Raw genomic sequence first — 12,319 nt, 5'->3', positions numbered from 1 at the left:
TTTTGAAATAAAAAAAGAATGCCTAATTAGACATTCTTAGTGAACCTATATTCTATCTATACAACTATTTCTCTTTCAATTGAGATTCCTTATATTTCTTCTCATCACGCTTAACAATCTTTATGATTACTAGACTACTTAAGATGATTAATATTGGTATTCCTTCAATAAAAAAGAAACCAGCCCAAAAAGCCCACCATGGAGCATTTGGATCATCTGTTGACATGCCTCCAATAAAGTAAGCCACAGGTAATGCTAAAATGAATAATATTGTTCCAATTGTAAGTAATACTTTCCCAAAGAACATATTGCTTTACTCCTTTTCCAACCATAGCAAAAACTATTTTGTAATCGGGGACTTTTCTTTTTCCCAATTTGTAGGTCCTTCATTATTTGGTAAAAACTTTCTCCAATATTCTCCGGTTTCTTTGTTGAAAATAATCACATTATTATCGTTAACTGGAATCATTTCAAATTTGTATTCTTTCGAAATTTTGGATGGTTCGTTTTTATTATTTGAAAATGTCAACTGTATGAAAAATCCTAAAATCGCACACCCAATAATAATTGATGCTCCTATAATTGCTGAATTGCTTTTCATATACTCCACTCCATTTTACAAAATTTAACAATATATTTGTTTCTTAACTATTCTAGAAAACAATTATTTTTCCTCTTTTCCTTATTCATTCACCCTTTGCATAAGACATTCCAATTTAAAAAATAGGCTCTGTTAGAGTAGATTATTAAAATTCTTATGTAGCTAAATGACAGTCTAGTTTAATTAAGAAAAGGACTTTATTAATAAAAATTGAATAAAATTATATATGGATTAAATTGGAAGAGGAGAAATCTATGAAATATTTCTATTTTGGTATCATACTTTCAATAATTGGAGTTTTGTTCTCTTTATTCATATTTGGAATTAATAACGCATCACTAATTACAGGAGCAACTGGAGTTGTGTTTATTGTGTTATCAATGTTATTTTCTGGTTCACTGGTTAGTGGTGATCGAATGCGAGCAAATTATTCATCTGAATCAAAAGAAGATAGACGTCAACGACTTGAAACAACTATAAGGTTAGCTTTAATAGGATTTCCAAGCATAATAGTTTCATTATTATTTTACTGGCTGTCCAACTAACGCATGCGATTCTTCAATAAGAAGATCGCTTTTTTTATTCAACAAAATGACAGATTAGTTTAATGAGAGTTATTCAAATTTATTATAAAATTTAGAATAAAAAGGAGGGGAAATAATGAAGTTTTATATTGCATCAAGTCTTAAAAATATTGAATTGGTTAGGTATGTTAGTAAAATTTTAATAGAAAAAGGATTCATTAATACATATGATTGGACCACAAATGAGAACGTTGCAACACTTGAAGAACTAAAAGTAATAGGTCAAGAAGAGAAGGAAGCTGTAATTAAAGCTGATTTTGTAGTTGTTTTGTTTCCAGCAGGAAAAGGAAGCCATATTGAATTAGGTATCGCTCTTGGAAGTGGCAAAAAAGTCTATTTATATTCACCAAACAAAGAAGTAGATAACTTTGAAACTACGAGTACATTTTACCATTTGCCCGAAGTCGAAAAATACTTCGGTACAATAGAGGATTTAGTGGAAAGTATAGAGTCTAAATCAAAAAAAGTATTCAACTAAAGCATGCTTTAGTCCAGTAACAGTTCCTAAACTGTTGTCTAATTACTCAACATTTTTCCAACTCAAAATCAACATTAAATTTAACAGAGCCAAAAATAAAAAAACAGAAACAAGCCATAGACCGTTTCTGTTTTTCATCATTATTTCCCTTTATTACGTGTCATTACGTCAAAAACTACTGCAAGAACAAGAACTGCGCCTCGGATGACGTATTGGTATGAAATATCGATACCCATTAAGTTCATACCGCTTGTTAATGAAGCCATAACGAATGCACCAATGATTGTACCTGTTACTTTACCAACACCACCTGCAGCAGAAACACCACCTACATAAGCAGCAGCAATTGCGTCTAACTCAAACATTGTACCTGCCTGGGGAGAAGCAGATGCAAGTCGAGCTGTAAATAATACGCCTGATAATGCCGCAAGCATACTCATTGAACCAAATACGATGTAAGTGATTTTCTTTACGCTAATACCACTTAGCTGTGCAGCTTCAGGGTTCCCACCAACTGCATAGATGTGACGTCCTAAAGGAGTTCTTGTTGTAATAAAATGATAAACTGCTACAACAATAAGCATGATGACAGCAGTCCAAGAAATTCCTTGATAGCCTGCAAGAATATAGGAAATGTAACCAATGATACCGGAAATAAATAATAATTTGATGATTTGCATTGGCATTGAAAGTACTTCAAAACCATATTTTATGTTTACACTTCGCTTTTTAAAGTCACTCCATATGAAAAGAATAATAGAGATCGCACCAATTAATAGTGTTGATAAGTGTAAGCCATTCAAATCTCCTAAACTAGGAATATAGCCATTTCCAATCGCTTTAAAGCTTTCGTTAGCTACGATGATCGTACCAGTTTTAACAAGAGACATTAGTAGCAGTCCCTTGAATATTAACATTCCCGCTAGTGAAACTACGAATGATGGAATTCCTAAATTAGCAACAAAGAATCCATTAATTAAACCAATAACAGCACCAAATACTAGAACTGCAATTATTGAGATCCACACTGGCAAACCGTGTGTTAGAAATAGAGCAACTACTGCTCCTAGAAAACCTGCAACGAATCCAACTGAAAGGTCAATATGACGGATGACGATTACTAGTGTCATACCTACAGCAAGGACTGCAACATAACCTGTCATATTAATTAAATCACTTAAGTTACGAGATGACATAAATAGTCCATCTGTATTTAAAGTAAATACTAACATTATTACTGCAAGAGCAATATACATTCCATATTCACGGATGTTTTTTCTTAATAACATGCCTGCTTCTTGAAAAAAGTTCATTTTATTCAACCTCTCTTAAACGGTAGCTAGAGCCATAACGCTCTCTTGAGTTGCTTCTTCTCTTGATAATTCCCCGGTTATTTTACCTTCTGCCATAACATAAATTCGGTCACTCATACCAAGGACTTCTGGAAGTTCAGAGGAAATCATGACAATGCTCATGCCTTGTTCAACCAGTAGATTCATAAAGCTATAGATTTCAAATTTTGCACCTACGTCTATTCCACGTGTTGGTTCATCTAGAATAAGTACATTCGGATTTGTAAATAGCCATTTACTCAATGATACTTTTTGCTGATTACCACCACTTAATTTCCCAACGATTGAAGTGATTGAAGGAGCTTTAATGTTTAGCTTATTTAAGTAATCATTTGCAACGACAATTTCTTCATGTTGATTAATCACACTTGATTTGGAAATTTCGAATAAATTTGTAATGGAAATATTGTTTTTAATATCTTGTTCAAGGATTAATCCATCGCCTTTACGATCCTCTGTTACATAGGCAATACCAGATTTTATTGCATCTTTTGGATGTTTAAAGCGCTTCACTTCACCTTTTACTAATACAGAACCATCAAGTTTGAAGTTTGTTGGATTTCCAAAAATACTTTTCGCTAATTCTGTTCGTCCAGACCCCATCAATCCAGCAATCCCGATAATTTCACCTTTTCGAACATTTAGATTGATATCATGAAGAATCTTTCGACCTAATTTTGGATCGTATACATTCCAGTCTTTTAATTCTAATGAAACTTCACCAAACTTCTGGTTTGGACGTTTCGGATAAATATCGTCAATCTCACGACCAACCATATGTTTAATAATTGTGTTTTCGGTGATTTCTTCTTTATTTAAAGAACAAATTGTTTTCCCATCGCGAAGTACTGTAACAGTATCGGCAATAGCAATTACTTCTTTAAGCTTATGCGAAATCATAATACAAGAAATGCCTTGATTTTTTAACTCTTCCATTAAGAAAAGTAGATTTTCACTATCATCTTCATTTAAAGCTGCAGTAGGTTCGTCAAGAATAAGCAATTTAACATCTTTACAAAGTGCTTTAGCGATCTCAACAAGTTGCTGTTTCCCTACACCTAATTCTTTTATTTGCACGTCTGGATTTACATCCAATTTTACTTTTTTTAGCATTTCGATTGCTTTTACAATCGTTTCATTGAAATCTACAGTAATTCCCTTTTTAATTTCATGTCCGATAAAAATATTTTCGTAAACGGACAACTCTGGAAAAAGAGATAATTCCTGATAGATAATTCCAATTCCCTTTTTTTCACTATCACTTATTTTTGAAAACTTTTGAACTTCGTCTCCAAAAACAATATCACCTGTATATGTTCCAAAAGGATAAATACCACTTAATACTTTCATTAAAGTTGATTTTCCAGCACCATTTTCACCAACTAAGCAATGTATTTCACCTTTTTTAACTTTGAAGTTAACATCGCTTAATGCTTTAACGCCTGGAAACTCTTTTGAGATATTTCTCATCTCCAAAATATATTCACTCATATGATCCGTCTCCCGAATTTGCCATCTACTTGAGTCTTTATTAAATTGAATAATTAACAAAATAGTGACGGTTAGACCATCACTATTTTGTAATTGTTTCTTATATTAATTACTTCAATCCAGTGAAGTCTGAAGCACTATAGTATCCAGAATCAACTAAGTCTTTCTTCACTGTGCTTTGATCAACAACAATAATATCTGTTTGTTTTGTTTTAATATCAGCTTTACCATTGTTTGTAACGCCTGAAGCATCAGGTGTTTCATTTTTTAAGATTGAAGTTGCAGTTGAGATTGCATCTTTAACTAAAGTACGAACATCTTTGAAAACAGTCATAGATTGTTTGCCATCAATGATGTATTGTACAGAAGCTTTTTCAGCATCTTGACCAGTAATAATATATGAAGATACATCTTTATCAGCTTTAAACGTATCAGCGATTGAACGAGCAGTTCCATCATTTGGAGCTAGAACTAATACATCACCTTTGTCAGCTTTTGTAGCTTTTGTTAAGTTAGATGAAGTTAAGTTTTTAGCAACGTTAAAGTCCCAGTTAGTTGTAACTTGACCGATAATTTTAGCTTGCTCATCACGAGTTAAATCAGCTTTAGCTTTTAAGCTATTTGCAGCAGCAGAGTTTTCAACTTTGAATGTACCATCAGCAATTTTTGGTTGAAGAACTTTCCAAGCACCTTGGAAGAATAAGAATGCATTGTTATCAGATGCAGCACCTGCGTATAGGTATAAAGGTTGACCTGATTTACCTGAAGCATGGTCTACAAGATATTGTGCTTGTGCAGCACCTACAGCAACACTATCAAATGAAACATAGTAATCAACAGCGTCAGTACCTGTAATTAAACGATCGTAAGAAATAACTTTAACACCAGCAGCTTTTGCAGCTTCAGCTGAAGCAGCAGCAGCAGCGCCGTCCTGAGGACAAATAATTAAAACTTTGATGCCTTTTGCGATTAAAGAATCAACGTTTGCTTTTTCTTTAGCAGAGTCACCTTGTGAGAATAAAATTTCAACTGAATAATCTGTATCTTTTAAAGCATTTTTAAAACGAGTTTCATCTTGAGTCCAACGAGGCTCATCTTTTGTAGGTAAAACGATACCGATATCAACTTTACCATTTTTGCTTTTCTTACCAGCAGAACTACTATCACCTGATGTTGAAGAAGTTCCACATCCAGCAGCAAGAAGAGTCATTACTAAAATTACTGAAATTATTGAAAAAATCCTTGTTAACTTTTTCAAAGTATTTCCCCCTTTTTTTCTGGTTACGCTTACAAAATAAGATTATCATGTTTTCAATTGAAAACGCTTACCCATTTCCTTCACTCTCTTGTCTATTACCTGTACTAATTTACCCCACCACAGAAAACGGTTACATTCAGAATATTAAAACTAGCACTTTTTAAACTTTAGGACATATTAGTGCAGAAAATTTCAATTTTAATTAAGTAATAGACTGATTGTAAACACTAAAAAATACTAGTTAACTAGAAAAAATAAAACATAACCACTCGTGGTCAAGCCGACGGTTAAAGTAACTGGATTTGTGCATAATTGGGTGAGTTTTGTCCATAAACCGGTGAGCTGATGCTATTTTGGTTTGCGGACCAAAAAAGTTTAGTACCTCTGAGGAATTTTTATACTACCACGCTGTAAGCTTTTTGGAACCTTAGGCTTAGCCAGGGGTTTTCGTTTCCATAAAAAAACCTTTCCTCGACATAACGTCAAGAAAAGGTCGGAACTTACTCTTCTACTAGTATAAATTTATTGTATTTATCATCGTACAAACTTCATCATATTAAATTTTGTCCCTCTTTTTAGATTATATATGAGTACAACTATCAGTAATTCTTCAAATATTCATTAAAACTTTCTTCCTATATTCTTTCGGAGATTCATTCGTACATTTTTTAAAAACTCGGCTAAAATAATTCGGATCATTATAGCCTACTTGGTAGCAAATTTCTTTTAAGTTCAATTCTCTATTTTCCATTAATTGTTTTGCCTTATTAATTCTTAAATTCATTAAATAATCACTGAAAGTTTCAGCCGTTTGCTTTTTAAATAATTTACTAAAATAAACTGGATTTAATTTTAAATAGTTGGCTACTTGCTCCAGCGATATATCCTCTATGAAGTGTTGAGCTATGTATTCTCTAGCCAATACCATCATATGATTCGTTTTAATTTCTTTTTCTCGATCAATCTTTGTAATTAAATTAATGATTTGTTGCTCTACAATCATCTTCAACTGATTGAGATCGTCTATATCTGGGATATGGAATTTCTCAACATCAATCGATGAGTTACGGAGAGATTGAAAAATTTGATTGAATAGAGAATTTAATTCTGTTCTCACCTTTAAAACATGATAATTAACGAATCTTTCATATAAATGATTGAATTGGTTCATCACATCTTCTAAATCAGCTTTTCTAAAAGAATCGATAAGAATTTGCTTTTCGTCATCTGATATACTTAAAGACACTCTCTCTGAATACTGACTAACCCGAGCTAGTTCATTGCAATCTAAGCTTGCTTGCATTGCCTCATTATATGATTTCTTAAATCCTTCAATTCCTTGATTTAAGGACCCTATACCAATTACCGTTTTATGACCGGTTTGATTTTCAATATACTCAATCGTTTTTAAAGCATCTTGATAGAATACTAGCTTTTGCAGATTGTCTTCACGCTTCGGTTGGACTGGAATAAATATAGCTAATTGACCATTTACAACTGGACTAATTAAACAATCTCTCGCAGATTTCATAAAATGCCTAACACATTCATAAACACGTCTTTGTTCTTTATCATTTTGAATGATTTCTTTTGGAAATTTAATGACACTCGCATAACCGTACTCCATCTCAAAACCTAGAATCCCGGACAATTGATTTACATTTAGTTCTTGAACAGTATTAAACATTAACATTAATGTATATTCATTTTCCGTTAAAGGTCGTATAAGTGATAAATTTTCAATAGCCTCTAATTCTTGTAATCTCTTTTTATAATCATCTTCAATTTCATCGATCATCTTTTGCAGTAAAGAGATGATATGGTCCTTTTTAGCAGGCTTTAAAATATAATCCTTCACACCTAATGAGATTGCTTCTTGTGCATATGTAAAATAGTCATATGCAGTGACAATGAATATTTTCGTGTCCGGCAGTTTTTGTTTGATTACTGAAACGGCTTCAAGTCCTTGAATACCTGGCATTTTTATATCCATAAAGATAATATGGGGCTGATATTCAATTGATTTTTCGATCGCTATTCTTCCATTCCCAGCTTGTTCAAATTGAAACTGATTAGGCATTGATCGATTAATCATCAATTCAAGTCCCTCACGCTCTAATGGTTCATCATCCACAATTAATAACCGATACATAGGTTACCTCCTTCAATTATAAAATTATGATGTAACAGGTAGTTTTAAAATAATGGTTGTCCCTTTATTTACTTCACTTTTAATATCAACAATATCTTCTTCTTCATAAAATAAGCGCCAGCGTTTAAAAACATTTGTTGTACCTAATCCTGTTGAGCTTTTTTGAGAGATAATCGGCATAGATGAACTTAACAGCGCTTCTCTAGTTTCTTCTTTCATACCAGCACCATTGTCGTAAATCTCAATGAAAATATACTTATCAAGATTCTTGATCGTTATTCCTATTACAGCACCTTGTTCCATCCCCTCAATACCATGTATAAATGCGTTTTCAAGAAGGGGTTGCAATGTTAAACAAGGAACTTTATGCCCTAAGCAAGATTCCTCAATATTCAATTCGAAACGTACACGATCTCTAAATCTTGCTTTTTGAATTGAAAAATATTCTTCAGCATTTCTTACTTCATCCAAAAGAGTTACAGGCTCGTCTAATTTTCGTAAATTATAGCGTAACAAATTCGAGGTCGATACAGTGAGATCACTCGTTTGTTCAGCCCCTTCGATATAAGCTAGCTTAGAGATAACGTTTAATGTATTGAACAGAAAGTGCGGGTTAATCTGACTTTGTAAGGCCTTTAATTCAAGCTCCTTCACAAGTCGATCCTTCTCTACGATTTCAATATTTTTTATCATTAAATTACTTAAATTCTTTGACATTTCATTGAGGATTTTCCCAAGGATACCAATTTCATTATTTTGATACAAAGTAGGAGGAGCTACATTAAAATTCCCTTTTCCTATTTGCTTGGCCATATAAACTAGACGATTAATCGGAATTACAATACTTCTTGAGAGCCAAATCGCAAAAACAATGCTAATGACTGTCGTAATAACAAACAGCTGTACACCTAATTGATTCATAGACTGAGTATTTGAAATAATCTTTCGAAAAATAGGCTGATAATTACTAAGCTCTAAATCAACTAAATTTTGACTATCCTCTCTAATAAATCCTGCTATTTTCTCTATATCGCGGTACTCGTCTGTATAGCTTGAAAAATTTTGAGAGACAAGATTGTCTGTAATTGAAGATTCTAACGCTAAAAATGAATCAATCATATGAGTAAAATTCTCTAGTACGAGCTGATTATTTTTTGTAGCATTATGCGTTAGCAATTCCTTTTTTAATTTTTGCAGATTGCTTCTATGCTGGATAATTGAACGATAGTTCTTAGGTTGTGGGTTTATAATATAACTACTAACTAAGCTTAAATTCTCTTGGGTTTCTAAAGAGATTTGCTTATATAAAAATATTTTATTAATCATTAAATTATAACTCTCTTGAACCTTCTTTCCATTTTCAAAAACAAAAAACGAAACTAAATTCAATAAAATAACGAGAATGGGGATAAAAATAAATAATTTCGTTCTAATTTTCAACGTTTCTCCTCCTGATCAACGTTTCTTTCGTCACCACCTCGGTTGGTGTAAAATTTTCTTTATTAATAGCTTTTCCATGTAATGAATCAATCAATAATCCAACAGATTGATAGCCCATTTCATATGGCTTTTGAATGACAGTTGCTTTAATTGAATCATCTTGAACTGCTTGAAGTGTACCTTCAATATTATCAAATCCAAATATCTCAACTTGATTTAACTTTAAATTTTTTGACGCATTTAAAATTCCGATTGCATCTAGTGCACTTGTACCAACCATAATTGAAATATCTTTATTATTTCGCATCATATTTTCAGCTTGGAGTTTTGCTTGAATGATTGATATATTAGAGGACTCAATTTCCTTTACTACTAAATTCGGATTTTTTTTAACAACATTTAAAAAGCCATTTAGTCTTGCCTGTTGACTTTCTGATTTTTCACTCCCAATTATCACGCCAATTTTCCCAACTCCACCTGTTTCCTCTACAACAACTCTTCCTAATTGCTCCCCAGCATTAAAATTATTCGTACCGACATAAGCGATACGCTTACTTTTTGGCGCATCTGTATCGATTGTAATAACCGGAATATGTTGTGTAACCGCTTTATTAATTACGGGCGAAAACGTACTCTCATCAAGACTTTGTACGATAATTCCATCTACCTGAGAAGCAATTGCCTTTTCTAATAATTTAATTTGCTCTTCCGGACTTGTACGTAAAGGACCGATGTATTCAACATTTACGCCGTATTTTTCTGCGGCAACATCTGCTCCCTCTTGTACTTTCCTCCAGTACGGATTATCGAACTCTTGTGAAATAAGGACAAAATGAAGTTTCTTCTTCGGCTCTATTTCTTGATCCCGTAATTTTTGAACTGAGTTTTCTATATTTCGAGCATTTATTTCAAAATGAATAAGTACATAAACAAACAATAAAAAAAGTACGCTTAAAATAATCGACCATTTCTTCTCTTCCATGACGTCCCCCAGTCCTATATTAAAATAGTACATTTTGATTATACAGTTTACAAGACTATTAGATTTACAATTTTTTCCCTCGCCAAAATTAAATTAATTTAGTGACCTATTGACGTTGAAAAATATAGCAATAAAATTCCCATTAGAAGAGATCATTCTTATTTTGTTATTTCCACATAAAGAAAACTCACTGATTGGCAAGCCGTCAAGCGAATACAGAGGCGTAGTTGCACTTATACTTATACCTAAAATTGGCATATACGCCGACATTTTTTCATCGTTGTCAATTTTATACTTTCTTAATATATAACAAAAAACTCCTCATTTTTTTGAGGAGCCTTCTTTACTATTTATATCGTTTCATTTATTTTCTTACTATTAATTGAAGATTTTCTTTTTCGTTTTGAAGGTAAATAATAAAATAATAAAGGAATTAATAAGCCGACCACCCAAGCAATATCTGTACCGTTTAATGCTTTAGCGATAGGTCCCTCATACATTTCAGCATTTACGAAAGGAATTTCGAGAATCACCGCAATGAAATAAGAAATAATGGCTGTCCAATTAAATTTCCCATATTGACCATTTACATTAAAAACGTCCTGTATGTTAAATTCACCCATGCTCAATAAATAATAATCAATTAAATTAATTGCAGTCCATGGCACCATAAAATAGGATAACAATAAAATAAAGCTTTCAAAATTATGTAAGAAGTTCCCTTGACCCCAAATAGAAAGTGATGTGCCTATAATTACTGTTATAAACACCAACCAAAAACGTGTTTTTTCTGTACCTTTTAAACTTGTAAATGCTTCAAGAGTTGTTGTAATGGACATAAACGCTCCATATAAATTCAGTACATTTACAGCTAAAACTCCTAAAACAATAACGATATAAATGATTAATGAGAATCGGTTTCCAACTAAATTAGCAAGCCCTGTACTTGAGTTATTTAAAAACTTAGGAATCGCTAGACTTAACAAAACACCTAATGACATCATCCAAACAGTTCCGATTACTGTACCAGCATATGTATAAAAAAAGGTTTTTGCTGATGAAGTATTCGTTGGTAAATATCTTGAATAATCTGCCACATAAGGTGCATACGTTAACTGCCACGTTGCTGCAATACTAACCATTAATAAAAAAGGACCAATTTCAACATGTCCAATTGAGAACATTTTTGAAGGCATTGGTAGACTTAGAGCCTTATACGTTACTATTAAAAAAACAATCGTAAAAATAATTGCAAAATACTTTTCCATTTTATGAATTAAGTCATAGCCAAATAATGTAATTAGTAGTGTAACGATACCAAGTAAAACAATTCCAGCATTAACTGGTAAAGAAAACGCACTGCTAATCGCTTGAGCTCCTAAAACCCCACTACTCGCAAAGAATCCCATATACATAAGGATCACAATAACAAGAGGTACAACTGCTCCAATTACACCAAATTGTGCACGGCTTTGAATCATTTGTGGAATCCCTAGTTTTGGTCCTTGAACTGAATGTGAAGCCATAAAAATTGCTCCTAATAGATTACCGATTACAATGGCTGTTACTCCCCAGAAAAAATCCAGTCCAAATACTACTGCTAAAGCGCCAGTTACAAGTGTTGTAATTTGCATATTTGCACTAAACCAAATTGAAAACAAACTACGAGCATTTCCGTGTCTTTCATTCTCTGGTATAAAATCTAAAGTCCGTTTTTCTACATTCACATTCATTTCCCCCTTGATTCAAATATTCATTTTACAAGCTGCAAATACATCCCGAATTATACACTATTTAGATTATTCAGAAAATAATAATTATATTATTTTAATAAATCAGTTAGCAAGATAATAGAAACTTCTGGGTTGAATGAATTAAGTCTTTAGTAAACTAGGAAATTTGGCTACATGAATATCGCCACGAATTCAAGTACCATCTGGTGTATCACATACGTTGCAGCCGAGGAAGAAATACGTCGATT

Annotated in this window: 11 protein-coding genes; 2 read left to right on the top strand and 9 right to left on the bottom strand. The window is 32.6% G+C overall.

The annotated features are described in order from the left end of the window. Positions 1 to 64: 64 nt before the first annotated feature. Together ACFCYN_RS11060 and ACFCYN_RS11055 are read right to left on the bottom strand one after the other, a co-directional pair. Entirely contained in the window at positions 65 to 307 is a 243-nt protein-coding gene (locus tag ACFCYN_RS11060; protein ID WP_172446995.1) for a hypothetical protein, read from the bottom strand. A gap of 33 nt (positions 308 to 340) precedes the next feature. Continuing rightward, positions 341 to 601, bottom strand: coding sequence for a hypothetical protein (locus ACFCYN_RS11055; RefSeq protein ID WP_375949308.1), 261 nt, complete (start codon positions 599 to 601; stop codon positions 341 to 343). 254 nt (positions 602 to 855) lie between these two features. Between ACFCYN_RS11055 and ACFCYN_RS11050 the strand changes: the two genes are divergently transcribed. Both ACFCYN_RS11050 and ACFCYN_RS11045 read left to right on the top strand, forming a co-directional pair. Further along, positions 856 to 1,146, top strand: coding sequence for a DUF5316 domain-containing protein (locus tag ACFCYN_RS11050; RefSeq protein ID WP_172446993.1), 291 nt, complete (start codon positions 856 to 858; stop codon positions 1,144 to 1,146). A 115-nt stretch (positions 1,147 to 1,261) separates the two neighbouring features. Continuing rightward, the gene (locus ACFCYN_RS11045; protein ID WP_172446992.1) at positions 1,262 to 1,663 is read left to right on the top strand and encodes a TIR domain-containing protein; all 402 of its coding nucleotides are present in this window, start codon (positions 1,262 to 1,264) and stop codon (positions 1,661 to 1,663) included. Between the two features lie 140 nt (positions 1,664 to 1,803). Here ACFCYN_RS11045 and ACFCYN_RS11040 read toward each other — a convergent pair whose 3' ends face one another. From ACFCYN_RS11040 to ACFCYN_RS11010, 7 genes are all read right to left on the bottom strand, one after another. Next, a complete protein-coding gene (locus ACFCYN_RS11040) occupies positions 1,804 to 2,976 on the bottom strand; it encodes a sugar ABC transporter permease (protein WP_098119377.1) in 1,173 nt (390 codons plus the stop codon). A 15-nt stretch (positions 2,977 to 2,991) separates the two neighbouring features. After that, a complete protein-coding gene (locus ACFCYN_RS11035; RefSeq protein ID WP_172446991.1) occupies positions 2,992 to 4,506 on the bottom strand; it encodes a sugar ABC transporter ATP-binding protein in 1,515 nt (504 codons plus the stop codon). A gap of 109 nt (positions 4,507 to 4,615) precedes the next feature. Beyond that, positions 4,616 to 5,764 (bottom strand): sugar ABC transporter substrate-binding protein, encoded by a 1,149-nt coding sequence (locus ACFCYN_RS11030; protein ID WP_216853990.1) that lies wholly within the window; start codon positions 5,762 to 5,764, stop codon positions 4,616 to 4,618. A gap of 610 nt (positions 5,765 to 6,374) precedes the next feature. Continuing rightward, positions 6,375 to 7,916: a response regulator gene (locus ACFCYN_RS11025; protein ID WP_375949304.1), complete on the bottom strand. Its 1,542-nt coding sequence runs from the start codon at positions 7,914 to 7,916 to the stop codon at positions 6,375 to 6,377. Positions 7,917 to 7,940: 24 nt separating this feature from the next. Continuing rightward, complete coding sequence (locus ACFCYN_RS11020) at positions 7,941 to 9,356, bottom strand: sensor histidine kinase (protein ID WP_375949302.1); 1,416 nt, start codon at positions 9,354 to 9,356, stop codon at positions 7,941 to 7,943. Next, the gene (locus ACFCYN_RS11015) at positions 9,346 to 10,338 is read right to left on the bottom strand and encodes a sugar-binding protein (protein WP_172446988.1); all 993 of its coding nucleotides are present in this window, start codon (positions 10,336 to 10,338) and stop codon (positions 9,346 to 9,348) included. The genes ACFCYN_RS11020 and ACFCYN_RS11015 overlap by 11 nt, the downstream gene beginning before the upstream one ends. A 350-nt stretch (positions 10,339 to 10,688) precedes the next feature. Further along, on the bottom strand, positions 10,689 to 12,065 hold the full coding sequence (locus tag ACFCYN_RS11010) for a purine-cytosine permease family protein (protein WP_375949299.1): 1,377 nt from the start codon (positions 12,063 to 12,065) through the stop codon (positions 10,689 to 10,691). Between the last annotated feature and the right edge of the window lie 254 nt (positions 12,066 to 12,319).

The organism is Gottfriedia sp. NPDC056225 (assembly GCF_042267765.1).
In the GTDB taxonomy this organism is placed as follows: Bacteria; Bacillota; Bacilli; order Bacillales; family Bacillaceae_G; genus Gottfriedia.
This window is presented reverse-complemented; position numbering and strand designations above follow the sequence as displayed.